The 22808-nt window shown below is 62.9% G+C and carries 26 protein-coding genes; 2 read left to right on the top strand and 24 right to left on the bottom strand.

Going from position 1 to position 22808, the window contains the following annotated elements; genetic code table 11:
- Positions 1-28 precede the first annotated feature (28 nt).
- From ACQKPS_RS17100 to ACQKPS_RS17015, 18 genes are all read right to left on the bottom strand, one after another.
- On the bottom strand, positions 29-496 hold the full coding sequence (locus ACQKPS_RS17100) for a lysis system i-spanin subunit Rz (RefSeq protein ID WP_254485530.1): 468 nt from the start codon (positions 494-496) through the stop codon (positions 29-31).
- Positions 497-501: 5 nt separating this feature from the next.
- Positions 502-1050: a glycoside hydrolase family 19 protein gene (locus ACQKPS_RS17095; RefSeq protein WP_427605006.1), complete on the bottom strand. Its 549-nt coding sequence runs from the start codon at positions 1048-1050 to the stop codon at positions 502-504.
- Between the two features lie 26 nt (positions 1051-1076).
- A complete protein-coding gene (locus ACQKPS_RS17090) occupies positions 1077-2111 on the bottom strand; it encodes a phage late control D family protein (RefSeq protein ID WP_427605004.1) in 1035 nt (344 codons plus the stop codon).
- Between the two features lie 4 nt (positions 2112-2115).
- The gene (locus ACQKPS_RS17085) at positions 2116-2322 is read right to left on the bottom strand and encodes a tail protein X (protein WP_427605002.1); all 207 of its coding nucleotides are present in this window, start codon (positions 2320-2322) and stop codon (positions 2116-2118) included.
- A complete protein-coding gene (locus ACQKPS_RS17080) occupies positions 2297-3142 on the bottom strand; it encodes a phage tail protein (RefSeq protein ID WP_427605000.1) in 846 nt (281 codons plus the stop codon). Before ACQKPS_RS17080 ends, ACQKPS_RS17085 begins: the two co-directional genes overlap by 26 nt.
- A gap of 9 nt (positions 3143-3151) precedes the next feature.
- Positions 3152-4828 (bottom strand): hypothetical protein, encoded by a 1677-nt coding sequence (locus tag ACQKPS_RS17075; protein ID WP_427604998.1) that lies wholly within the window; start codon positions 4826-4828, stop codon positions 3152-3154.
- A 125-nt stretch (positions 4829-4953) separates the two neighbouring features.
- Positions 4954-5256, bottom strand: coding sequence for a phage tail assembly protein (locus ACQKPS_RS17070; RefSeq protein ID WP_427604996.1), 303 nt, complete (start codon positions 5254-5256; stop codon positions 4954-4956).
- 10 nt (positions 5257-5266) lie between these two features.
- Positions 5267-5776, bottom strand: a complete 510-nt coding sequence (locus ACQKPS_RS17065; RefSeq protein ID WP_027920000.1) for a phage major tail tube protein — start codon at positions 5774-5776, stop codon at positions 5267-5269.
- Positions 5777-5789: 13 nt separating this feature from the next.
- On the bottom strand, positions 5790-6956 hold the full coding sequence (locus tag ACQKPS_RS17060; RefSeq protein WP_427604994.1) for a phage tail sheath subtilisin-like domain-containing protein: 1167 nt from the start codon (positions 6954-6956) through the stop codon (positions 5790-5792).
- Between the two features lie 97 nt (positions 6957-7053).
- On the bottom strand, positions 7054-7425 hold the full coding sequence (locus tag ACQKPS_RS17055; RefSeq protein WP_254483624.1) for a phage tail assembly chaperone: 372 nt from the start codon (positions 7423-7425) through the stop codon (positions 7054-7056).
- Positions 7426-7467: 42 nt separating this feature from the next.
- Positions 7468-9444, bottom strand: coding sequence for a phage tail protein (locus ACQKPS_RS17050; protein WP_427604992.1), 1977 nt, complete (start codon positions 9442-9444; stop codon positions 7468-7470).
- Positions 9437-10045, bottom strand: a complete 609-nt coding sequence (locus tag ACQKPS_RS17045; protein WP_254483623.1) for a phage tail protein I — start codon at positions 10043-10045, stop codon at positions 9437-9439. The genes ACQKPS_RS17050 and ACQKPS_RS17045 overlap by 8 nt, the downstream gene beginning before the upstream one ends.
- 1 nt (position 10046) lies before the next feature.
- Positions 10047-10928, bottom strand: a complete 882-nt coding sequence (locus tag ACQKPS_RS17040) for a baseplate assembly protein (RefSeq protein WP_254483622.1) — start codon at positions 10926-10928, stop codon at positions 10047-10049.
- Positions 10925-11251, bottom strand: coding sequence for a GPW/gp25 family protein (locus ACQKPS_RS17035; protein ID WP_427604990.1), 327 nt, complete (start codon positions 11249-11251; stop codon positions 10925-10927). The genes ACQKPS_RS17040 and ACQKPS_RS17035 overlap by 4 nt, the downstream gene beginning before the upstream one ends.
- Positions 11252-11323: 72 nt before the next feature.
- On the bottom strand, positions 11324-11884 hold the full coding sequence (locus tag ACQKPS_RS17030) for a phage baseplate assembly protein V (protein WP_254483619.1): 561 nt from the start codon (positions 11882-11884) through the stop codon (positions 11324-11326).
- Positions 11881-12378 carry a hypothetical protein gene (locus ACQKPS_RS17025; protein ID WP_254483617.1) on the bottom strand — a complete coding sequence of 166 codons (498 nt, stop codon included), beginning with the start codon at positions 12376-12378 and terminating at the stop codon, positions 11881-11883. The genes ACQKPS_RS17030 and ACQKPS_RS17025 overlap by 4 nt, the downstream gene beginning before the upstream one ends.
- An 11-nt stretch (positions 12379-12389) precedes the next feature.
- Positions 12390-12728, bottom strand: coding sequence for a phage holin family protein (locus ACQKPS_RS17020; RefSeq protein ID WP_054885346.1), 339 nt, complete (start codon positions 12726-12728; stop codon positions 12390-12392).
- A 479-nt stretch (positions 12729-13207) separates the two neighbouring features.
- A complete protein-coding gene (locus ACQKPS_RS17015; protein WP_159411766.1) occupies positions 13208-13945 on the bottom strand; it encodes a LexA family transcriptional regulator in 738 nt (245 codons plus the stop codon).
- A gap of 147 nt (positions 13946-14092) precedes the next feature.
- Between ACQKPS_RS17015 and mutS the strand changes: the two genes are divergently transcribed.
- Positions 14093-16666 (top strand): DNA mismatch repair protein MutS, encoded by a 2574-nt coding sequence (gene mutS / locus ACQKPS_RS17010; protein WP_254483615.1) that lies wholly within the window; start codon positions 14093-14095, stop codon positions 16664-16666.
- A gap of 140 nt (positions 16667-16806) precedes the next feature.
- A complete protein-coding gene (fdxA, locus tag ACQKPS_RS17005) occupies positions 16807-17130 on the top strand; it encodes a ferredoxin FdxA (RefSeq protein ID WP_176506544.1) in 324 nt (107 codons plus the stop codon).
- A 548-nt stretch (positions 17131-17678) separates the two neighbouring features.
- Here the strand turns inward: fdxA and rpoS are convergent.
- The 6 genes from rpoS to ispF form a co-directional block, all read right to left on the bottom strand.
- Positions 17679-18686 carry an RNA polymerase sigma factor RpoS gene (gene rpoS / locus ACQKPS_RS17000; RefSeq protein ID WP_016392283.1) on the bottom strand — a complete coding sequence of 336 codons (1008 nt, stop codon included), beginning with the start codon at positions 18684-18686 and terminating at the stop codon, positions 17679-17681.
- A gap of 109 nt (positions 18687-18795) precedes the next feature.
- Positions 18796-19659: a peptidoglycan DD-metalloendopeptidase family protein gene (locus tag ACQKPS_RS16995; RefSeq protein ID WP_054885403.1), complete on the bottom strand. Its 864-nt coding sequence runs from the start codon at positions 19657-19659 to the stop codon at positions 18796-18798.
- 160 nt (positions 19660-19819) lie between these two features.
- On the bottom strand, positions 19820-20458 hold the full coding sequence (locus tag ACQKPS_RS16990; RefSeq protein WP_176506620.1) for a protein-L-isoaspartate(D-aspartate) O-methyltransferase: 639 nt from the start codon (positions 20456-20458) through the stop codon (positions 19820-19822).
- Between the two features lie 41 nt (positions 20459-20499).
- Positions 20500-21249 carry a 5'/3'-nucleotidase SurE gene (gene surE / locus ACQKPS_RS16985; protein WP_254483613.1) on the bottom strand — a complete coding sequence of 250 codons (750 nt, stop codon included), beginning with the start codon at positions 21247-21249 and terminating at the stop codon, positions 20500-20502.
- Complete coding sequence (gene truD, locus ACQKPS_RS16980) at positions 21237-22295, bottom strand: tRNA pseudouridine(13) synthase TruD (protein WP_427604985.1); 1059 nt, start codon at positions 22293-22295, stop codon at positions 21237-21239. The genes surE and truD overlap by 13 nt, the downstream gene beginning before the upstream one ends.
- A complete protein-coding gene (ispF, locus tag ACQKPS_RS16975) occupies positions 22292-22765 on the bottom strand; it encodes a 2-C-methyl-D-erythritol 2,4-cyclodiphosphate synthase (RefSeq protein ID WP_054885354.1) in 474 nt (157 codons plus the stop codon). Before ispF ends, truD begins: the two co-directional genes overlap by 4 nt.
- Between the last annotated feature and the right edge of the window lie 43 nt (positions 22766-22808).

Raw genomic sequence — 22808 nt, 5'->3', positions numbered from 1 at the left:
TATCACCCTGACACCACTAGACAAGGGCTCAGGGCTGCAAGGCACGCACATAATCCTGGCAAGCCCGCAACGCAATCAGCCCCCGGTCCCCTTCATCGGTGATGGCGATAATTCGTCGAGCATGCGCCGGCTCAAGTCTGGCGCGTACGGTTGCATGATCCACGCTGCCGGCCTCGGCAGCGGCTGGCAATGCACTGCAGACGGCGCCACGTTCGACCAGGACCGACAAGCGCAGATCGGCAGTAGCGAGGCGATCACGCAGGCGAGCCTGAGACTGTTGCGCATCGGCAAACTCCTTGTAATGACGGGTTTCACTTTGTTCCAGGCGTTGTTCAAGTACCTGACGCTCCCCGCGCTCGGCGAGCAGCCGGGCCAGCTCGGCATCGGCCTGTGCTTGCGCCAGCTGCGCCAGTTGCCGCCCGTAGCGCCAGCCCTGCAGCTGCCAGGCCAGCGCTGCGGACAACATCAACAACAATGCACCAAGGCCAAGTTGCATTCGGCTCAACACAACACCTCGCGCGCACGCGCCCAGAGCTTGAGGCGATCCTCCAGCCCGTTGAGCCCACCATTGATATGGCGTGTGATGCGGTTGAACTCACCGCGGTCAGCCAAGGCATTGAGCCCCCGCGAATGCCAGAACCACGCCGCCGACTCGCAGGCCCATCGCGGTTGTTCGAGCAACTGCGGTTGCGCCAGCAAGCGCTCGTCGCCAAACAGGGCGCGGCTGCAAGCCTGGTAGTTGTTGCGCCCGGTGATCTGGATCAGGCCGCGCCCGCAATACAATTGCCCATCGCCATCGGCCTGGGGTGTATTGCCCAGGCGCAAGGCCAGGCTGCCGGTGTCGTAGCGCGCCAGATAGTGGTCATTGCCCAGTTCCTTGACGTAGCGGAACTGAGCGGATTCATGGCCGACCTGGGCGATGAACGCCGCCACACGCCTGGGATTGTCGATTTCCCAGCGCGGCAGGGTGACGTTGAGTGCTGAAAGAAAAACGCCCGCAACAGGGCGGGCGTTCGGCAGAATCTGTAGCAATTGTGTTTCAGTGAGCATATCTGACTCCTTCCCTGTAGCGTCCTTCAAGCCTTTATCACGGCCTGCCGGCGAGGCACTGCCCCCTTGGCCTGCACCTTGCCCGTCTTGCCGCCATTGCCCTGCACCGTGGTGCGCCAGCCCGATGCGGTGAACACCTGCTCCACCGAATCGACCTGGTACTGCCCATCCAGGCCATCGGCAAAACCGTGCAAGGCGATGCTGCGCTCGGCGAACAGGTCGGTACGCCCCGGCAGATCCAGGCGCACCTGAGCAGTATCACGGTTGAAGCTGGCCAACCGCGCCCTGGCCGCTTGTTCGGCAGCGGCGCGGTTGGGGTAGAGGTGCCGGTCGGTATGCACCGGCCGCTGGCCTTCAACAGCCGCCTCGTTGACCAGTTCGATGGTCTTCGACTCGCCACTGGCAACGTCCTGATGGCGGGTGCGCACGGCTTTTCGCGCCGCTTTGTCGTCCAGGCGGAAATGCCACTGGCTGACCTCGTTGCGGGCAATGCCGACCACGCCCAGGGGTTTGCCGCTGGCACTCTGCCCGGCCTGGCGCGGCAGCACCAGCAACTGCCCATCGGCGAGCTTGGCGGTGCAGTCGTACTGGCGGGCCAGGCGCGTGATGAAATTGAAATCCGATTCGTTGTACTGATCGACCCGGGGTACTTGGACCCGCACCGGGCAGAGCGCCTGCCAGCCATTGCGCGCGCCGATTTCGGCGACGATGCGCTGCAGCGGCACGGCCTCCCAGCTGCCACTGCGAATGGTCCTGCCACTGCCGCGCAGGTCACTGGCCTTGCCGCGAATCACCAAGGTGTCGGGCGGTCCGGACAGCTCGACCTCATCTACGGTGTAACGCCCCAGCCGGGTCAGCGGCAGGCCGGCGTACCCCAGATGCACCTCGATCAACGCACCGCGCGCCGGCAATGCCACTGCACCGTCGCGGGCGTCGATGCGCAACTCGAAGTCATCCGATTCCATGCCCGGTTTGTCGGTGGTACGCAGCAGCAACAGGCGGTCATTGATCAGCGCAGTGATGTCCTTGCCATCAGCCTGGATACGAAATACGGGTTGCATGGCATCAGTCCCACAACTGCACGAGGTTGGCCGGGACCAGCACCAGCGTCGGCAAGCGGATCGTTACGCCGCTGCGAAACGGCTGGGCCTCGTCGGCCAACCCCTGGTTGGCTTGCAACACCGCCTCGACGCTGCCGTCGAGGTGCCCATAGTAGTGGTGACAGAGGGTATCGAGCACATCGCCCTCAGAGGTTTTGCAGGTCTTGTCCATAGCTGACGAACTCCAGTGAGAAACCTTGCTTGCGGGGAATGCCGCCGGCCAGCAAAGCGCCCTGCTCTTCCTCGATGCTGGTCAGGCACCAGGTGCCGAGCACTTCGCCATAACCGGTGGTCAGCGACAGCGGCAGCAGTTGGCGGCCAATGCCGCGCAGCGCCTGCAACTGGCCCAATCCGCCCTTGAAACAGGGGAAGATAGCGCCACGGATGCTGATGCTGTCTTCGCCCAGGCTTACCGCCTGTTGGGCGTTCTCGCGGCTCAAGCGCTCTTGCCCGGCCCAGCGGAAACGCGTTTGCCGGCGCAGCTGGTCGAAGGCGGCGGTGTCGAGGTTGAAGTAGTACGGCGCAGCGTTGGCCTTGAGAGGCTGCAGTACCAACAAGTGCGGGAACGGCTTGATCGCTTCTGCCGCCGGGGTGACTTCTGGCGCAAAGCCAAAGGTCGAAAGCACACCGTTGGCGGCCGAACGCACATCGCCGATCACGCGCCGAATGGCCGCGCCAGCCTTGCCCAGGTGTTCGGCAAAGGCGTCGACGCGGTCGCGCACCTTGCGCACCACGTCGAGGGTCTGGTCATACTTGGCAATCACCTTGTCGACGCGCTGCCTGGCCGAATCGATGGCGCGCATCGTGCGTTGCAGGCGTTTGCCGATTTCCGGGCCGATCCATGGCAGGGCTTCGAGTTCGCTGGCCGCCTCCCTGGCATGGCCGACCGCCTGGTTCATCGGGTCGAGCATGGCGTCGGCACGCCGACGCCCCTCCTCGCCCGCCTTGACCAGTGCATGCAAGCCAGCTTGCAACTGTTCCAGGTAGGACATGGGTCCTCCTCATGGCTGTGGTTGATCGACCATCTGCACCGAACGCGCCTGGCGCATCAGGTCGTCGAGCACGCGGCGGGCGATGGCTTCCAGTTGTTGCAGGGTGGTCGGGTCGTCGAAGCTGTTGCTGAAGGTCACCGGCATGTTGGCGGTGAAGGTGAATTGCTGGTTTATCGGGGCTGGCAATGCTGCGCTGACGGGCGCAGGAGACGGCAACTGCGCAGCGGCGGTCCGCGCTGGTTCGGCCACCGGGTGCTCGCTGGCAGTGCTGTTCTCCAGGCCAAGCCCTGCACCCAGAGCCTTGCCTAACCACCCGCCAAGGCTCTCGCCGCCCATGCTTCCCAACGCCCCGCCGAGCAGGCCGCCTATTGCCGTACCGATCACGGGCACCACCGAGCCGATCGCAGCCCCGGCAGCCGCGCCAGCCAAGGTGCCACCCAGCCCGCCGACCGCACTGCCATAGCCTTCCATCTTCTGCGCGGCGGTGGCATCACTGCGGTAGGTCTGCGCCAGTTGCATTGAAGTATCCAGCAGCGCGCCAACAGGCACGCGCTTGAACAGGCTCCTGGCTGCAACTGGACGGCTGCTGCCAGCCGGCGCAAGCGAAGGGGTAGCAGCAGCAAACCCAAAGCCCTGCCCTGGAGTACCCGCAGCAGCGACACTTGCCAGCAGGCTGAATGCATCGGCGACAGCAGAGCCGGGTGGGCTCGGTACTTGCGTAGCGCGCAGCTCCTGGACGTCCCCGACGGCCTTGCCTTCACCGCGATACTCAGCGCCTTCGACAGCAGGCGCGGTGTCGATGACCGTCGCTGCAGGTGTGCCTTGCGCCGACCGATCAGGATTGTCCTGGTACATCACCAGATCGAACAGACGCCCTCCGAGCAGTTCACCTGCCCATTCACCCAAGTGGCCACCGGCAACGCCTGCGAACTCCTGAATGTCCTTGTTCTTGGTGAAAACCGCCCCTATCGAAGCACCGAGGAGCGTCCCGCCCAGCTCACCCGCGGCCGCACCAATTCCCTTGGCCTTGTCCTCGGGCGTCTCGCCGTCGATCCAGGCCTTGAACGCCGAAATGCCAGCATTGAACGCACCTGACTTCAGTCGGCTGCTGATTGCAGTCTGCGCACGCTGCCGCTTTTCGGCTGGCAAACGCCGGCCAACTTCATAGGCCATGCGCGTTCCCACAATCGTGCCAACGCCCAACACCGACGCTGCAACCTTGACACTCTCAGCGGTCGATCTGCGAGTCCGCGAGGGTTTCTCGGACGAAGCGTCAGATGCCCCGGCGGCCGGATCGCTGGCATTTTTCGGCGCTGCACCCTGCTGCAGGCCTTGCTGCTGCCCTTGCCGGGAAACAGGTTTGAGCCGAGCCAGCCCGGCGATTACCCGATCGAGTAACAGGTAGTGCTGACGCAGGCGCTCCACTTCGTCCGCTTCAATACCCAGCCGGGCAAGCTGATCTTGCTGATGCTGCTCCTGGTCCAACGCCAGCTGGCGTTCGACCTGGCGTACCTTGCCGAGCTCCAACCCCAGGCGGATCACCTCGCCGATCAGGCGGCCGAGCCGGGTGCCGTCGGCCTGCCTGCGCAGGCGTTCGACATCCCGGCGCAACTGCTCGATGGCAACGCCCAGGGGGTTGATCACGGTGACGCCGAGCCCGAGGGTGAACACCTGTGTGTTCGCCATAGGTTCCTCCTTGTCACGGTGCGAGCCACCAGACCATGTCGCTGTACGACATAGCCATGATTTCGCTCGCGGAAAAGTTCAGCTCCTTGGCCAGCCGCTTGGCGGCGGCCTTCTGCCGGGCCGGGTCAAAGTTCGTCGTCCTGCACCAGGCGAAAATAGCCGTTTTGCAAACGGCCATAGTCCTTGAGGGCAAGACCTTCGAGGTCCTTGATGCCGACTTCGGCCAGCGACGCGAACAGGTTCAGTTCGCGCTGCTCGTCATCCGCCACACCACCGGCCTGGGCATTGCGGATATCGCGCACGGTCGGCGCCCGCAGCGACAGGCTGTCGACCTGCACGCCATTGGCTTCGCTGGGGCGCGACAGGCGCACGGTGACGCGGTCGGCACTGAGGGTCAGCCAGTGCGGCTGCTTTTTCGCTTGAGCCATGGTCGCCTCCTTACAGGCCAAGCGCAGCGCGCTGGGCGGCCAACTGGTCGACGCCATCGATCACCCGCTTCATGCCCAGCGCGTCGATCTCGTAGATTAGGCGGCCATCGACTTCCAGCTTGTAGTAGGTCAGGCCGACGCTGTGCTTGATCTCGGCCTTGTCGCCGGACTTCCAGTCGCCCATGTCGATTTCCTTCAGGGTGCCACGCAGGGTCACCACCACCGGGTTGATCTTGCCCTTGAGGCCCTTGAAGGCGCCGCGGAAGGTGCCGTTGAAGCCGCTGCCGTCGGCCAGGCCGAAGAATTTCAGCGCTTCACGGCGCACGCCTGTGGTGGTGAAGGCCGCTTCCTGTTTCTCCATGCCCAGGTCCATCTCGACCGGCATGTCCATGCCGCCGGGGCGGTGTTCTTCCATTTTCAGGGTGAGTTTGGGCAGGGTCAGGCTGGGTACATCGCCCTGGAAGCTGACGCCATCGACGAACAGGTTCAGGTTGGCCAGGGTTTCGGGGATCATTGCCATGTGGATGCGCTCCTTAAGCGGCGGAATCGAGGACTTCGGTCAGCCACTGGTTAGTGACTTCAACGCGGAAATTGGGGTTTTCGGCAGGCGGCACGTCGGTGAAGCGGATGTTCCAGTACACCTTGCCCTGCTCGAGCTGGCTGGCCGTGTTCAGCTCCGGGTCGGCGAAGACCTCGAAGTTGATGATCGCGCCCTGGTTCTTCAGGTCGCGCATGAAGGCTTGCAGGCCTTCGGTGACGTCCTTGACGTAGGTGGCAGTGATGGCGCGGTCGACCGCCCACTTGTGGCCGTAGAGGATCGCGTCCATGACGATGTCCATGGTCCGCACCCGGGTGACGAAGGCCCATTTCGGGTCGCTGGACAGGGTGCGGTTGCCCCACAGGCGGAAGCCGTCGTCGCGGATGATGGTGGCGATGTTGGCGTTGTTCAGCAGGTTGGCGCGGCAGCTGTCGTCACCGTCGAGGAATTCCACCGGGCGGGTGGTGCCGGTGATGCCGACGAACTCCTTGTTCGACGGCGAGGCCCAGAAGCCGTATTCGCTGTCGGTCCAGGCAAACAGGCCGGCCACCCAGGCCGAGCCCGGCGCGTCGACTGTTGCCTCTTCGCCGTTGTCCCAGTACTGCACCCCCGGGTCGACCAGGAAGGCGCGCTTGGCACCGAAGTTCTTGGCGTACTCGAGGGCTGCCTCGTCGGTGGTGTTGGGGCCGTCGATGATGGCGATGCCACGCAGCTTGTCGGCCAGAGCTACCAGTGCGGTGCCGACCGCCTGGGTGGCGCTGTGGCGTGGCGCCGCCAGCAGGCGCGGCTGGGCGTTGAAACGGCTCTTGCCGTCGAGCAGCGCCTGCAGGCCGGTGCGTTTGCCATCGGCCTGCACGCTGCCGATGATGGCTGCGGTCTGCTCCGCTGCATCGTCCAGCTTGGCCACACCACAGGCAACGATGACCGCCTTGGCGCGGGTGTAGATGGCGCGGCAGGCCTTGGTGATGGCGGCGTTTTCGCCGAAGGCGGCGACGGCTTCACGCTCGCTGGTGATCAGCACAAGGTCGTTGGCCTTGGCTGTGACGCTGGCGCCTTCGGTGAAGGTGTCGACCAGGCCGATGATCGAGGAAGACGGCAGCGCGATGCTGCGGGCGCCAGTGTCGACGTTGGTTACGGTGACGCCGTGGAAGAATCCACTCATGTAGTTTGACTCCATGTTCAGATACGAAAAGGCCCTGCGGGTGCAGGGCCGGGTAGAAAACTTGCAGATAGAAAAAAAGCCCCGGGGAGACGGGGCTTTACTGAGCCTGTTGAACTAGCCAAACCGGTGGCTCTGGTCTCGATGAGGAATCAGGAAACATTGGAGAAGTTGGCCAATCACGGAGGCTCTGTCGATAGACGAGTAGCTCACTGTATTGCGCCGATGACAGCGAGCTGTTGATACTCATTGCCAGCTCGTCACGATGACGCATCACCAGCCACTCGCTAGTTTGCAGTTGATAGTCGCGCCACATGCGCATAGCTTGAATCAACTGACCTTCAGTCGTGCCCGAGGGAGGAGCATATCCGCCCTCAACAACTTCCCAACCGGGTCTTGTCTCAATCGAGCATTTTTCCCAGACAAGCTCGGAATGATAGCGGTCGAGCGGATTTATATCAGTAACTTCCATTACCCGACCGTTTGCAATTCGTGCCCACATTATCAATTCTCTTCAGTAAGTAATGAAGACACAGCCATCGGCGCCCGGCTGCGAAGCGATAATCGTACGACCGCCGCCGCCCATGCCCGGCTGTGTCGGTGTGGAAACGTCAGAGGCGGCGTAAATTGACTCCCCACCGCCGCCAGGCCCGCCCCACGCACCAGAGTTGTTAGTGTTGCGTACCGGCGGGGAGCCTGCCCCCAAGGAGGCATTGAAGTCTCCACCAACACCCATGCCGCCGCCTGCGCCGTTAAATAGCGTTCCCCCCTCTCCTCCGGTTGCGGAACAGAACGAACCGAACGACGATGTACCTCCCCATGAGCCAGCCGTATTTACGACATTTACGGCTTTGCCGCCTGCAGCCACCGTTACAGTGATGCTTTCTCCAGGGGTGACAGCGCAGATGCGGCTGCAGATTCCTCCGCCACCGCCGCCGCCCGCGCCAGTCTCAACAGGCCCGAACGCACCGCTGCCTCCCCCTCCGCGTATATCGACAAGCACTCGAGTTACATTGGCAGGTACTTTCCATTGGTAAGTACCTGCCTTGGTATAGAGCGCTCGACCGCGAAAAGGAAAGTTAGCGCTGGTAGCACTTGTTGCTCCGCCCGCAACGACCCCATAAATACCGTCGGAAAGACACGCCAAGATCAATGGCGGGTCGAGATGCGTAACGGTCACCGCCGCATAAGACGTTGAACCAACGGCAACATACCCTTTGCCAGAGCGAGGCGCATTTATCGTCAGCGTTCCATTACCGGAGCCTACCGACACAATGAAAATCGACCCGCTTGTTACTCCCGAATCGGGAAGGTATAAGGCCCCCTCCCAACTCCCTACTCCGGACATAGTGCAGTACTTACCAGCATAAGCCTGACTCAAAGTTTGCCCGTTAGATAATCCGACTGCAGCACCTGGCAAGTTGAAACCCAACTGCTTGACGAACTCCGTTGTAGCCAATTGGGTACTGTTGTCATCCCTGGCAGCGGTTGGAGCGCGGGGAAGCCCGGTAAACGCCGGACTGGCCAGGTTGGCCTTGAGACTCAGGGCGTTGTTAACTTGAGAGGTCGTCAGAACATCTGTCAGGCCGTAAGCTGCTACCGTGCTTGGATTAGTCGCAGCGATCACTCGGCCATACTTATCGACCGTGACACTGCGATAAGTGCCCGCCGAAATTCCGCTGCGCCCGAATGCCATTTCGTACTGCTGGGCACTGACACCCAGTGTAATCGGCCCGTCGCTGACCAACTGCCAGGCGCTGCCGCTATTGGCTTCCCCCCTCTCCACCAATATCAAAAGTCCAGCAGTCACTTTTGCATCGGTGTCAGCGTCGCTGCTGCGACTCCACGCCCCCGCAGCCACCTGATAGATGCCATTGTCCTTAGCAGCCGCCTGGTTCTTGACCAAGACTCGCGCTCCCGCGACAAGCGCTACGCCATCTATAGTCTGTAAACCACTCAAATTGATATTTGCTGTAGTTGCAGCCAACACGGAATGCTTGAAATCCTGCTTCGCCAACTCCTCGGTTACCCATTCCCGAGTAGCCAGCACCACCGCCGGATCAATCTTCAACTGCACATTACTGGCACTGCTCACCACCAGGTTCATCCGCACCACCTGGGTACGTCCCGAGCCCTGGCTCAAAAACGGTTTATAGGTCGGCGCACAGTTGGCCACGGCGACCATGTCGCCATCGGCATCGTAAAGCGCGATCTCGCGGATCCATTTGCCGCCGACATCCGCCGGAATGACCTGTTCGGCAATGATGATCGCGCTGTTCTTGTCATCCACCTTCAGCTGGTTCAACGGCGCGCGGCGCCATTCGTTGATCAGGCTGGTCTGGGTGGCGTTGGGGGTGGGATCGGTGCCGTTGGCGTCGCCTACGCCCATCTGGGTGATTTTCCAGGCAATGCCCAAGGCATCGGCATTGGCCTGTTTCGCCGCGCCCACATTGGTGAGGATGGCGTAGAACTGAGAAGTCTGGTCAACCATGTGCAATGTCCAAGGTGTCGATTGTATGTTCGCGGCCGCCCCGCCCTACGACGCCGGTGATCTCGATGTCACGTGGCGTCGGCGGGTAGATGTCCAGTTCGTCGCCGTCCTGGATTGCGCAGCCGACATGAATGGCGCCCCGGCTTTCGAGGCTGATCACCAACCCGGTCAGGTGGCGGCTGACTGGCCGGGCGTCGTCGATCAGCGACGACAGTTCCTGGTAGGTGCTCTCGCTGATGCCCGCATCGGAAACGCCGATCTTCAGGGCAAAGGTGCCCGCCTGTGCGGGCGGCGTGGTTTGCCACCACTCCTCCACCTCGATCAGGTAGCCGAACGGTTCCACCACCCGCCTGAGCGCACCGAGGGTGCCCTTGTGGGCGTGAACGAAGAACGCAGCGCGGATCACCGAACGCTTGATCTCATCGCTCCAGCTGTCTTCCCAGCGGTCCACCGACCAGGCCCAGGCCAGGTGATACAGCAGGTGCGCGGGGCAACTGTCCGGGCTGTAGAGACGGCGCAGGCTGACTTTAAGGTCCTCATCGGCCGCCACTTCGATGGCCCGCTCCAACGCTGTGCGGTTGAGCGGCAACAAGCTCTGCATGTCAGCCACCCCGCTTGAGCGTGTAACCCGTGCACCAGGCAGCCTGCGCCTTGCTCGGGCGGATGTCGGCCCAACCGCTCAACTCGACCCGGCTGACACCGTCGATATGCAGCTGGGCATCGATGCCCGAGCGGGCCACTTCCACGCCCAGGCGACGCCGTGGATTGATCCAGGCCTCGAGACGGCGCTGGCACTCGGTGAGGATCGCCTCGTACTCAGGACCGCTGTCGGCCAGGTACAACACGGCATCGATGCGATAAGGCAGGATTTCGGCGCTGCGCACATTGACCCGGTCGGCGACCGGGCGGATGTCGTCGTCATTGAGGTAGGAGGCCACCTGCGCCAGCAGTTCGGCACTGGCCTGGCCATTGCCCTCCAGCCCGAGCACGGTGACATCCACCACCGCCGGCGACGGGCTTTCGGCGGTGGCGTCAGCCACCTGCCCCGAAGCGTTGCGGGCGTGCAGGATGTAACTGTTGCGTGGGCCGGCAGTGGTCAGGCCTTCGTAGACCAGTTGTACCCGCTCACGCAGGGCATCGTCGGACTCCAGCAAGGCCTCGACGGGCGGCACGCTGGCCAGGTCCTCGGCCTGGATCACCAGGCGTTGCAGGCTGACGTTGGCCGCCAGTTGGTCCAGGTCACTGCCTTGGGCGTAGGCCAACAACAACGCCTTGGCCGCGTCATTGATGCGGGCCCGGTTGAGCAGCTTGCGATAGGCGCCGACCTCGAGCAGCTTGGTGACCGGATCGCTCTCCAGGTTGGCGGTCCAGCCGTCGCCCAGGTATTCGCGAAAGGTCTGCAGATCGGCCTGATAGAGGGCTTCGTAGTCAAGGTCTTCCAACAGTTGCGGAGCTGGCAGTTGTGACAGGTCGACCTGGCTCATACGCGAACCTCCAGCAATGCTTCATCGCCCAGGTAGCGACCATTCAAGGCCAGGCTGACCTGGCCATCGAGCACGGCGACAACCTTGACCCGATCCAGTTGCAAGCGGGGCTCCCAACGGCCCAGTGCGCGAGCCACTTCGGCCTGCACGGCACTTTTCCAGCCCTCGTTGACCGGCAAGTCGACGAAGCGCCTCAGCTGGCTGCCGTATTCAGGGCGCATACGCCGGCTGCCAAGTGGCGTGGTCAGGATGTCTTCAATGGACTGGCGCAAATGATCGATGCCGGCCAGCGGCTGGCCGGTGCGGCGGTCCATGCCGATCATGGTGCACCGCCCTGTTCATGGGTATGCATGGCATTCTCCTGTTATGAAAAAGCCCGCATGCGCGGGCTTGATTCAATGCTTGTGGTTGGCCGTGTTACCGGCGGTGTCGATGATCCGCCCACCGCCGTTGATGTCGCCGCTCACCTGCAGCGGGCCGTCGACCGTGACATTGCCTGTAAGGTGTATCGCTGCCGCCTGCAGGCTGATCGCCGCTTCGCTGACCTGCACGGTGCTGGCGCCGACCTTGATCGTCGCGCTGCCGCCAGGTAGTTCGATGTCGTAGTGGCTGGCCTGCCAGTCGTAGCTGAGCGAACCACCATCGGCGAAACGCCAGACCTCGGCGTGCTCACGGCTGTCCGGCGCGCTGCCGGCATTGCCATACAGGCCGGGCAGGAACGTCCCTTGGGCCGGCTCGCCGCTGGGGCTTAGCAACACACCCTGCTCGCCCAGGCTGGGGGCTCGCCAGTGCCGCGCCTGACCGGCCGCCTGGGCGTGCCAGCGCAGCCAGGCGCTGGTCCAGCCGCTGCCGTCCGACACCCGCACCCGGGCGGCGGCAAGGTCTACCGCCACCACCCGGCAGGGGATGACCAGGCAGGCCAGCATGCGGTCATGCATGGCGCTGACATGGCTCATGACAGCTCCTCGGGGGCGATGTACTGCGCTTCATTACCCAAGCCGATGTCGGGCGCGAAACCCAGCACCAGGTTCCCGGGTGGCTGGTCTGGCCAATTCCAGCGGGCCTCGCCAAGCAGCACCGGCTGGTCCCAGCGCACGGTCCAGGCGCTGCCCTCGAATTGCGCCTGCACGTTGCGGCTGGCCTCGACGAAGTCCAGCGCCCAATGCTGCTGGCGCAACAGGTCCATCAGTTGTGCGGCAAGCAGGCTGCCCTGCAGCCGCGCTTCGGGGTTGGCGCTGTCGGCGGTGATGTCCGCCTCGAAGGTGGCGATCAGCACCGAGCGGCCATCACGCGGTGCTGCATCTGCCGTCATTTGCACGATGCCGTGGCGCAGCGCCGGTCGTTCCGGGGCATTGCCTACAGCGGTATAAGCATCGACCGATGCCAGCTCCGGCATTGCCTCACGAATGGTTGCGGTCACGGCCGCATGTAAAGTGGCCAGTTCGCTCATGCATATTCTCCTTATCGCTCGTCGGCTTGCGTACTGTCGCGCAAGCCCAGGCGCCGGATCGCCCAGCGTTCGTAGAGGCGCATGGCGACATCGGCGCCGCCAACCGCCGTCATGCAGCCCAATGCACTGGCCGCCCAGATCGACAGGCCCCCGGCATACAGCAGCATCACCGTCGACACGCCGCAGACCATGCAGGCCCCGGAGCGCAGCGCCAGCCGTCGTAGCAGCGACCAGCCGGTGGCACCGGCCTTGTCGGCCCGCCACATCTCACCGCTGAGGCCCCCCAGCAGTGCCAGGACGATTACCAGCCAGAGCGGCATTTCCAGCAACGCTTGTTGCTCGTTCGTCACTGTCCTGTCTCCTGTGTAATGCCTGTTGGCGGAGGCCAGCAGGCGGGTTGTGGGTTCTCTTCTCTTTCAAAAGCCTCGGCATTCCAAAAAGCCCGGCTCGCCAGGCCTTTCAGTAATGCGTTGTCGAACCGTCGGCCACGACTGGTGACGCCGCACGGTTCCGCTACAAATTGGTGACTCCGACCGCGGCCACCTGCCCGCCGGATAACTGATCGTGGTGCTTTACGCTGCACACCCGGGCCAGTTGCCAACCCTCTGGACAGTTGAGGCCTGTCCATCGCTGCCTGTGTAACAACCGGTTTCCGTCCGGCTTGAGATACAGGCTATGCATTCATGCATATGCAGTCAATGCATTTCTTCAAATTTCTATGCATTGGTTTTTGCTGATATGCATGCAGGCCATGCACGGCCTGGTTTGTAGGGCTTTTCTGCAGGCAAAGAAAAACCCGCCGAAGCGGGTTTGTTTGGCAGTGAGACTGTCAGCGAGCGTACATGCCCCACCAGAATACATGCCCAAGCAGGCTGATCTGCTCGTCCTGCATCTGCTGGAAGCTGTAATCCTCGTCGGGGTGCTCATCGCGGTTGAAACTGCGCAGGCGGATGCCGGTAGGCAGGCGGTAGACCTGCTTCACGCGCAGCTGGCCATTATGATTGATGGCGTAGAGGTCACCATCGATGATGTCGCCAATCGAACATTTGCCGGTGTTCACCCCGACCGTCGCACCGTCCCGCAGCACAGGCAGCATGCTGTTGCCACGCACGGTCACACACTTGGCCTGGTCGAACTGCACGCCATTGTGCCGCAGGCTGCGCTTGCCGAAACGCAGCCGCGCACGCTCGCTTTCTTCGATGACGAATCTTCCTGATCCTGCTGCCAATTCGACCTCACGAAGGAAAGGTACCGACACCTCGTCATCCTCGACGGGGGTTTCATCGTCCCACAGGCTGATGTCGCTGAGGTCCGCATGGCCGTGGGCCGGCAGCGCGGTTTCGCGCGACTCGCCAAGCTCGGCACGACCGCGCAACTGCTCGGTGCTCACGCCAAAATAATCGGCGATCTTCGACACGTGCTTGTCGGAAGGGTCGACGATCTTGCCGCCGAGAATCCGCGACAAGGTCGATTGAGGGACACCCGTGCGCCGGTACAGCTCTGTCGGGGACAGGCCGTGGCGGTCGAGCAGTTCTCTGAGTACGGTGGCTACGTTGCGTTTTTGCATAGGTGCATAATGCAGGCATGCGCTGGCAAATGCAATGCGCCTGCTGCGTGCGCATGTCTCATGGCCCGCGCCTGCATCTGCTTGAAAAAGCCTGTACCATTGCCGGTTTCACAATCGCCAACCAGATCACCCGCTGTAAGGCCCCGAATGTCTGATCTTTCCGCACACACACCGATGATGCAGCAGTACTGGAAGCTGAAGAACCAGCACCCGGACCAGCTGATGTTCTACCGCATGGGCGACTTCTACGAGATCTTCTACGAAGATGCGAAAAAGGCCGCGAAGCTGCTGGACATCACCTTGACCGCGCGCGGTCAGTCGGCCGGCCAGTCGATCCCCATGTGCGGGATTCCGTTCCATTCGCTGGAGGGCTACCTGGCCAAGCTGGTGAAGCTGGGCGAGTCGGTGGTGATCTGCGAGCAGATCGGCGACCCGGCCACCAGCAAGGGCCCGGTTGAACGCCAGGTGGTGCGCATCATCACCCCCGGCACGGTCAGTGACGAGGCCCTGCTCGACGAACGCCGCGACAACCTGATTGCCGCCCTGCTCGGCGATGAACGCCTGTTTGGCCTGGCGGTACTGGACATCACCAGCGGCAACTTCAGCGTGCAAGAGATCAAAGGCTGGGAAAACCTGCTGGCCGAGCTCGAGCGCCTGAACCCGGTAGAGTTGCTGATCCCCGACGACTGGCCACGCGACCTGCCCGCCGAGAAGCGCCCGGGTGCCCGTCGCCGCGCGCCGTGGGACTTCGACCGCGATTCGGCGCGCAAGGCCTTGTGCCAGCAGTTCGCGACGAAGGATCTCAAGGGCTTTGGCTGCGACAAGCTGACCCTGGCCATCGGTGCCGCCGGCTGCCTCTTGACCTACGCCAAGGAAACCCAGCGCACGGCCCTGCCGCACCTGCGCAGCCTGCGCCACGAGCGCCTGGACGACACGGTGATCCTCGACGGCGCCAGCCGGCGTAACCTGGAGCTGGACATCAACCTGGCCGGTGGTCGCGACAACACCCTGCAGTCGGTGATCGACCGCTGCCAGACCGCCATGGCCAGCCGCCTCTTGACGCGCTGGCTGAACCGCCCGCTGCGCGACCTCAAGGTGCTGCAGGCACGCCAGGACTCGATCCGCTGCCTGCTGGACGGCTACCGCTTCGAAAAGCTGCAGCCGCAGCTCAAGGAAATCGGTGATATCGAGCGCATCCTCGCCCGTATCGGCCTGCGCAATGCCCGTCCACGAGACCTGGCGCGCCTGCGCGATGCCCTCGGTGCCTTGCCCGAGCTGCAGAACGCCATGAGCGAGCTGGAAGCGCCGCACCTGGCACGCCTGGCCGCCATCACCGGCACCTACCCGGAGCTGGCCAGCCTGCTGGAGCGCGCGATCATCGACAACCCGCCAGCGGTCATCCGTGATGGCGGCGTGCTCAAGGCCGGCTACGACAGCGAGCTGGACGAGCTGCTGGCGATCAGCGAGAACGCCGGGCAGTTCCTCATCGACCTGGAAACCCGCGAGAAGGCCCGCACCGGCCTTGCCAACCTCAAGGTCGGCTACAACCGTGTGCACGGCTACTTCATCGAGCTGCCGAGCAAGCAGGCCGAGCAGGCACCGGGCGACTACATCCGCCGCCAGACCCTCAAAGGCGCCGAGCGCTTCATCACGCCCGAACTCAAGGCCTTCGAGGACAAGGCGCTGTCGGCCAAGAGCCGTGCCCTGGCGCGCGAAAAGATGCTCTACGACGCGCTGCTGGAAACCCTGATCAGCCACCTGGCTCCGCTGCAGGACAGCGCTGCCGCGCTGGCCGAGGTGGACGTGCTGAGCAACCTCGCCGAACGTGCGCTGAACCTCGACCTGAACTGCCCGCGCTTCACCGACGAGCCGTGCCTGCGCATCGAGCAAGGCCGCCACCCGGTGGTCGAGCAGGTGCTGACCACGCCGTTCGTGGCCAACGACCTGAGCCTGGACAACAGCACGCGCATGCTGATCATCACCGGCCCGAACATGGGTGGTAAATCCACCTACATGCGCCAGACCGCACTGATCGTGCTGATGGCGCACATCGGCAGTTTCGTTCCGGCCGCCAGCTGCGAGTTGTCTCTGGTCGACCGCATTTTCACCCGTATCGGCTCCAGCGACGATCTGGCCGGTGGGCGTTCGACCTTCATGGTCGAGATGAGCGAAACCGCCAACATCCTGCACAACGCCACCGACCGCAGCCTGGTGCTGATGGACGAAGTCGGCCGCGGCACCAGCACCTTCGACGGCCTGTCACTGGCCTGGGCTGCAGCCGAGCGCCTGGCCGAACTGCGTGCCTACACCCTGTTCGCCACCCACTACTTCGAGCTGACCGTGCTGCCGGAGAGTGAACCGCTGGTGGCCAACGTGCACCTGAACGCCACCGAGCACAACGAGCGTATCGTCTTCCTGCACCACGTGCTGCCTGGCCCGGCCAGCCAGAGCTACGGCCTGGCCGTGGCGCAGCTGGCGGGCGTGCCGGCGCCAGTGATCCTGCGCGCACGCGAGCACCTGGGCCGGCTGGAAACCACCAGCCTGCCCCATGAAGCACCGGTGAGCAAAAAGGCCAAGGACGAGCCGCAAGTCCCGCACCAGAGCGACCTGTTCGCCAGCCTGCCACACCCGGCCATCGAGAAGCTGGGCAAGCTGGACCTGGACGGCATGACCCCGCGTCAAGCTATCGAAACGCTATATCAACTAAAGAACCTGTTATAACGGCGCCCACTACAAGCTGTTAGAATCCGCCGCGGTTTGCTGGTGCTGCAGGCAATTAGCCTGGCCTGCAGCCACATGCCCGTAAACCGCGCGGCCCTGAGAGGAAGGGCTGCCGCCGTCGCCTGAGGAGAGAACTAGAAATGACCTTCGTCGTCACCGACAACTGCATCAAATGCAAATACACCGACTGCGTGGAAGTCTGTCCGGTGGACTGCTTCTACGAAGGCCCGAACTTCCTGGTGATTCACCCGGACGAGTGCATCGACTGTGCACTGTGCGAGCCTGAGTGCCCGGCCCAGGCGATCTTCTCGGAAGACGAGATCCCCGCAGGCATGGAAAACTTCATCGAGCTCAACGCCGAGCTGGCCGAAATCTGGCCAAACATCACCGAGCGTAAGGACGCCCTGCCCGACGCAGAAGAATGGGATGGCAAGCCTGGCAAGATTGCCGATCTGGAGCGCTAAGCGCCCGGACACGAAAAAGGCCCGTAACGGGCCTTTTTTCATTTTCTGCAGGCAAAAAAAAGGGGCGGTTTGACCCGCCCACATTTTTTCCGTAGTCCCTGCTTGTCCCAAACATCATCCTGATGAAAAATCGCTTCTTGCGATGTCCTTGGCCTTCTCCCTGAAAGCCTGTGCATGTCCGTGTGCACAGTTCGAATACTAGCGAGTTCCCCAAGCCAGGCAACTGCCAGATATCTCAGGATATTACTGGGGACACATTTCCACATAGCCAAAAAATTCATAACTTTCAGAGTGTTACGAAAAAACCTGATTTGAAAGCGGCTTTGATGTACTGCTAGTTACACTGATGGCTTACATAAAGAGTAAGCAAAGGCTTACACGCCATGCATCAAGGGTAGCGCCGTACATATTGCTCGGCTCCGGATTTCTACCGCTTTACCGGCCTCTTCGCAGGCTCGCCCGTAAAGAGGCCAGAACAGGATTACCCGGAAAGCACAAACAAAAACGCCCCGAGGTCATCGGGGCGCTTCAGATGCGATGATCCTGGCTTACTGGAACAGCGACTCGCTGGACAACCCGTTCTTCTCAAGGATCTCCCGCAGGCGCTTAAGCCCTTCCACCTGAATCTGCCGCACGCGTTCGCGGGTCAGGCCGATCTCCAGGCCAACATCTTCGAGAGTGCTGCTCTCATGCCCACGCAGGCCGAAGCGGCGCACCACCACCTCACGCTGCTTGTCGGTCAGCTCACCCAACCACTGATCGATGCTTTGCGACAGGTCGTCATCCTGCAGCAATTCGCACGGATCGGTCGGGCGGTCGTCGGTCAGCGTATCGAGGAGGGTCTTGTCCGAGTCCGGGCCGAGCGACACGTCCACTGAAGACACGCGCTCGTTCAGGCCCAGCATGCGCTTGACCTCGGCGACCGGCTTCTCCAGCAGGGTGGCGATTTCTTCTGGCGAAGGCTCGTGGTCGAGCTTCTGGGTCAGCTCCCGCGCAGCGCGCAGGTAGACGTTTAGCTCCTTGACCACGTGGATCGGCAGGCGGATGGTGCGGGTCTGGTTCATGATCGCCCGCTCGATGGTCTGGCGGATCCACCAGGTCGCGTAGGTCGAGAAGCGGAAGCCGCGTTCCGGGTCGAACTTCTCCACTGCGCGGATCAGGCCCAGGTTGCCCTCCTCGATCAGGTCGAGCAGTGACAGGCCACGGTTGACGTAACGGCGGGCGATTTTCACCACGAGGCGCAGGTTGCTTTCGATCATGCGCTTGCGGCCGGCAGGGTCACCCTTTTGCGACAGGCGCGCAAAGTGCACTTCCTCTTCCGGCGAAAGCAGAGGCGAGAATCCGATCTCGTTGAGATACAGCTGGGTGGCATCGAGCGCCCGGCTGTAATCGATGTACTTGTGTTGCTTGAGCGAAGAGCCCGATTTCGCTCTGGTCCGAACCGAAGGTACAGCAGGTTCGTCTGACACCACATCCGTTTCCAAAACGATACCCGTCTCCATGAGGAGGACGTCATCGTCGATGTCAAACTCCGGCGCTTCTTTACTGAGAGCCATTGTTATAGTCCTTTGCTGAGTTCGAACTCAGACTCTTGCGGCGCCTGTCTCCCTGGCATCGCAGGAGCCTGTCCCCTCTACATCCAAGGAACAGGCCGGGGTACAACGATCAACGGCGTGGCAGGAACTGGAGCGGATCGACGGGTTTGCCCTGGCGGCGAATCTCGAAATGCAGCTTCACCCGATCTGTGCCCGTAGACCCCATTTCAGCAATCGACTGCCCTGCCTTGACCTGCTGCCCCTCCCGAACCAACAGCCTGCGGTTGTGACCGTAGGCACTGACGTAGGTGTCGCTGTGCTTGATGATGATCAATTCGCCGTAGCCCCTCAAGCCACTCCCGGCGTAGACCACCGTACCATCAGACGCAGCAAAAACAGGCTGTCCCAAATCACCGGCGATATCAATGCCTTTATTCAAACTACCGTTTGAAGCAAATTTTCCAATCAGCACGCCATTGGCTGGCCATGTCCAGTTCCCCACCGCACGCTCTGCGGCGGGCACCGTGGTAACCACCGGAGCAGGCGTGGCGGGCGTTGTTGGCGTCGACTTTCCGCCGTTCCCAGCGGGGCTGATAGGCGTCCCGGCAGGGCGACGAATGACCGTTGTCCGGCTCGATGAGGACGGGCTGGAAACCACCGTACTGCTGCCGGAGGAGCCGCTGCTGAAACGAATGGCCTGGCCCGGGCGGATGGTGTAAGGCGCGGCAATGCCGTTACGTGCCGCCAGCTCCTTGTAGTCCCAACCATAGCGGAAGGCGATGGAAAACAGCGTATCGCCAGGCTTGACGACGTACTGCCCCGACGTCACTGCCGGCCGCTTGGGCGCTGCAGCGTTTCGATCGACCACGCGGGCACCGCTGGAACTGCTGCTGGTGCTGGAGCAACCTGTCAGCAAGGTGCCCATGGCCAGTGCAATCAGCAGAAGCTTGAAAGCCGACCGATCCTTGCGCTGCCGAATGACTGTGTGCCCCACCCGCGCTCCCCTCATGGTGCAGAAAATCGATAAGACGAAAAGAAATGCAATATTGTTGCAATTATAACCAAGCCACACGGCATTGGCAGGGCTCTGGCCCCGCCAGATAGACAGGGCCGTGCCGCAAGAATTCGTTGCTGCTGCAAATATTCCTGGCGCTTCAGGCCAGTGGGCCGTTGAGCAGCGGCACGAACCGAACCGCGCCCAGCACGCGACGGGAGAAACCGTGCTCTTCGCGCACGATCAGCATCAACTGCTGCACCTCACCGGCCTGGCCTACCGGAATCACCATGCGCCCGCCCGGCGCCAACTGATCGAGCAGCGCCTGCGGCACTTCCGCTGCCACCGCCGTGACGATGATGCCATTGTAAGGCGCCAGCGCCTGCCAGCCGTCACAGCCATCCCCCCAGCGAAACACCACGTTACGCAGGTTGAGTTCGACCAGGCGCTCCTTGGCCCGATCCTGCAGTACCTTGATCCGTTCCACCGAGAACACCCGCTCGACCAGCTGGGCCAGGATCGCGGTCTGGTAGCCGGACCCGGTGCCGATCTCCAGCACCTTGTCCAACGGCCCGGCTTCCAGCAGCAGCTCGCTCATGTGCGCCACCATGAACGGCTGGGAGATCGTCTGGTTGTGCCCGATCGGCAACGCCGTGTCTTCATATGCCCGATGCGCCAGCGCCTCGTCGACGAACAGATGTCGCGGTGTACGGCGAATTACCTCGAGCACCTTGGCGTTCGACACGCCTTCTTCATAGAGGCGCTGGATCAGCCGCTCGCGGGTGCGCTGAGAGGTCATGCCGATACCGCCACGGCGCTGCAGATCGTCCTGTTCACGCATCAGAGCAGGCCCTCCAGCCAGCCGTCGAGCTGTTCGAAGGCATCGTTGAACGTGCGGTCCAGCTGCAAGGGCGTAATGGATACATAGCCTTGCATGACGGCATGGAAATCGGTGCCCGGCCCACCATCCTCGGCGTCGCCGGCCACAGCGATCCAGTAGCCTTCCTTGCCGCGCGGGTTGACCACCTTGGTCGGTGCCGCCGCCCGCGCCCGATGGCCGAGGCGGGTAAGCCGGATGCCACGGATGTGCTCCAGCGGCAGATTGGGGATGTTGACGTTGAGCACGGTGCGCGGCGGCAACTGCAGGCGCGGCAGTGCCTCGACCAGGCGCCGGGCGATGTGGGCAGCAGTGGGCAGGTTGTCGGGCTGGCGCGACAACAGCGAGAACGCCAGCGAGGTACCGCCCAGGAAGCGGCCCTCCAGCGCGGCAGCCACCGTGCCGGAATAGATCACGTCATCACCCAGGTTGGCCCCCAGGTTGATGCCCGAAACCACCAAATCAACCGGCTCGGGCAACAACCCATTGAGCCCCAGGTGCACACAGTCGGTCGGCGTGCCGTTGAGGCTGATGAAGCCGTTGGCCAGGGTCTGCGGGTGCAGCGGCCGGTCCAGCGTCAGCGAACTGCCGGCGCCGCTCTTGTCTTGATCCGGGGCGATCACCACGCACTCGGCATAATCCGCCAGCGCACCGTGGAGCGCGGCGAGGCCAGGTGCCGTAACACCGTCGTCATTCGAAATCAGAATACGCATGGGCTGTCCGTCTGCCCTGCCGGCACCAGATCGACGAGTTCGCGCACCACCACGGTGGCGAAGCATCCGGCCGGAAGGACGAATTCCAGTTGCAGGATATCAGGCTCGGGATAATGCCACGTCAGGCCGCCAATAGGGAGCCGCAGGATGCGCCGTTCGTGACTCATGCCCGCATATGCCAGCCATTGGCATAGCGCCAGGTGCCGCTCGCCGATCGCCGCTTCCAGCTCGAGGGTCGCACCGGTTGCGGGCGACGGCCCTTCACCCCACATCGGGCCGGTGGGATGCAAGTCAAGGATTCCCAGGCGAGGATCGGAACATTCCTGCTCGCCCGCCGGAAAGAAACTACGGCTGTCGGTGAATGCCAACAGGTCCCCGACCTGGGCGCGCTGCCAGCTGCCATCGGCGACTCTCGCCGCCAGCACCTGGTTGAACACGTAGCTGCGTGCTGCCGAAAGCAGGCGCGAACGCACGTTGCGCTGTTCTGGCAGGGCCTTGCGCGATGCCCAGTCCCGGGCATCGTGGACATTGCCACCGCCATAGCCGAAACGCTGGCTGCCAAAGTAGTTTGGTACGCCCTGCACCTTGAGCTGTTGCAGGCGTGCATCAAGGGCCTGGTGGTCGGCTGCCAGGGCGGTCAGGCGCAGGGTGAAGCCGTTCGCCGAGTGAGCGCCGCGCTGCAGCTTGCGCTGGTGGCGCACTTGCTTCAATACGCGCAGGGTGTCGTCTTCGGCACGCGACAGGTCCGGGTCGGCCTTGCCCGGCAGGTGCAGGCTGAACCACTGGCGGGTCAGGGCCTGGCGGTCCTTGAGGCCGGCATAGCTGATGGCTCGTACCGGTACACCAGCAGCACGGGCCAGGCGGCGCGCGGCTTCTTCGGTGTTGAGGTCACGCTTCTCTACCCACAGCCACAGGTGCTCGCCCTGGCCGGACAGCGGTATGTCCAGCACCTCGTCGACCTGGAAGTCTTCGGCAACGGCTTTGAGCACTGCGCTGCCCAACGATTCACCCGACGCGCGCGGGCCCAGCAGGTCCAGTTCGGTCATGCTGGCAGCAGCAGGGCGACCGCATGCACAGCGATGCCCTCCTCACGGCCGGTGAAACCAAGCTTCTCGGTGGTGGTGGCCTTGACGTTGACCTGGTCGAGTTCGACCTGCAGGTCTTCGGCAATCAGCTGGCGCATGGTTTCGATATGCGGAGCCATTTTCGGCGCCTGGGCGACGATGGTGGCGTCGACATTGCCCACCTTCCAGCCCTTGGCCTTGACGATAGCGACCACATGACGCAGCAACACGCGGCTGTCAGCGCCCTTGAACTGGGGGTCAGTGTCCGGGAAGTGCTTGCCGATGTCGCCCAGCGCCGCAGCACCGAGCAAGGCATCGCTCAAGGCGTGCAGCAGCACGTCCCCGTCGGAATGGGCCAGCAGGCCGTATTTGTGAGGGATACGCACCCCACCCAGGGTAATGAAATCACCGTCGCAGAAGCGGTGCACATCGTAGCCGTGGCCAATACGCATAGAAAAACGCCCTGATTGAGTCAGGGCGTGATTCTACCTGCTT

Origin of the sequence: Pseudomonas sp. NPDC086566 (assembly GCF_050280885.1) — a bacterium.
Taxonomy (GTDB): Bacteria; Pseudomonadota; Gammaproteobacteria; order Pseudomonadales; family Pseudomonadaceae; genus Aquipseudomonas; species Aquipseudomonas vlassakiae.
The sequence above is the reverse complement of the archived record's forward strand: the minus strand, read 5'-3'. Positions and strand labels throughout refer to the sequence as shown.

Coding starts and splice junctions, on each gene's coding strand:
- surE (WP_254483613.1), bottom strand. CDS start 21,249: ATGCGTATTCTGATTTCGAATGACGACGGTGTTACGGCACCTGGCCTC.
- ACQKPS_RS17055 (WP_254483624.1), bottom strand. CDS start 7,425: ATGGAAGTTACTGATATAAATCCGCTCGACCGCTATCATTCCGAGCTT.
- ACQKPS_RS17050 (WP_427604992.1), bottom strand. CDS start 9,444: ATGGTTGACCAGACTTCTCAGTTCTACGCCATCCTCACCAATGTGGGC.
- ACQKPS_RS17025 (WP_254483617.1), bottom strand. CDS start 12,378: ATGAGCGAACTGGCCACTTTACATGCGGCCGTGACCGCAACCATTCGT.
- fdxA (WP_176506544.1), top strand. CDS start 16,807: ATGACCTTCGTCGTCACCGACAACTGCATCAAATGCAAATACACCGAC.
- ACQKPS_RS17065 (WP_027920000.1), bottom strand. CDS start 5,776: ATGGCAATGATCCCCGAAACCCTGGCCAACCTGAACCTGTTCGTCGAT.
- ACQKPS_RS17080 (WP_427605000.1), bottom strand. CDS start 3,142: ATGTCCTACCTGGAACAGTTGCAAGCTGGCTTGCATGCACTGGTCAAG.
- ACQKPS_RS17040 (WP_254483622.1), bottom strand. CDS start 10,928: ATGAGCCAGGTCGACCTGTCACAACTGCCAGCTCCGCAACTGTTGGAA.
- ACQKPS_RS17095 (WP_427605006.1), bottom strand. CDS start 1,050: ATGCTCACTGAAACACAATTGCTACAGATTCTGCCGAACGCCCGCCCT.
- ACQKPS_RS17035 (WP_427604990.1), bottom strand. CDS start 11,251: ATGATCGGCATGGACCGCCGCACCGGCCAGCCGCTGGCCGGCATCGAT.
- ACQKPS_RS17085 (WP_427605002.1), bottom strand. CDS start 2,322: ATGGACAAGACCTGCAAAACCTCTGAGGGCGATGTGCTCGATACCCTC.
- ACQKPS_RS17045 (WP_254483623.1), bottom strand. CDS start 10,045: ATGCAGAGCTTGTTGCCGCTCAACCGCACAGCGTTGGAGCGGGCCATC.
- truD (WP_427604985.1), bottom strand. CDS start 22,295: ATGACCGAACTGGACCTGCTGGGCCCGCGCGCGTCGGGTGAATCGTTG.
- ACQKPS_RS16990 (WP_176506620.1), bottom strand. CDS start 20,458: ATGACCTCTCAGCGCACCCGCGAGCGGCTGATCCAGCGCCTCTATGAA.
- ispF (WP_054885354.1), bottom strand. CDS start 22,765: ATGCGTATTGGCCACGGCTACGATGTGCACCGCTTCTGCGACGGTGAT.
- ACQKPS_RS17100 (WP_254485530.1), bottom strand. CDS start 496: ATGCAACTTGGCCTTGGTGCATTGTTGTTGATGTTGTCCGCAGCGCTG.
- ACQKPS_RS17070 (WP_427604996.1), bottom strand. CDS start 5,256: ATGGCTCAAGCGAAAAAGCAGCCGCACTGGCTGACCCTCAGTGCCGAC.
- ACQKPS_RS17015 (WP_159411766.1), bottom strand. CDS start 13,945: ATGCAAAAACGCAACGTAGCCACCGTACTCAGAGAACTGCTCGACCGC.
- ACQKPS_RS17060 (WP_427604994.1), bottom strand. CDS start 6,956: ATGAGTGGATTCTTCCACGGCGTCACCGTAACCAACGTCGACACTGGC.
- rpoS (WP_016392283.1), bottom strand. CDS start 18,686: ATGGCTCTCAGTAAAGAAGCGCCGGAGTTTGACATCGACGATGACGTC.
- ACQKPS_RS17075 (WP_427604998.1), bottom strand. CDS start 4,828: ATGGCGAACACACAGGTGTTCACCCTCGGGCTCGGCGTCACCGTGATC.
- mutS (WP_254483615.1), top strand. CDS start 14,093: ATGTCTGATCTTTCCGCACACACACCGATGATGCAGCAGTACTGGAAG.
- ACQKPS_RS17030 (WP_254483619.1), bottom strand. CDS start 11,884: ATGAGCCATGTCAGCGCCATGCATGACCGCATGCTGGCCTGCCTGGTC.
- ACQKPS_RS17090 (WP_427605004.1), bottom strand. CDS start 2,111: ATGCAACCCGTATTTCGTATCCAGGCTGATGGCAAGGACATCACTGCG.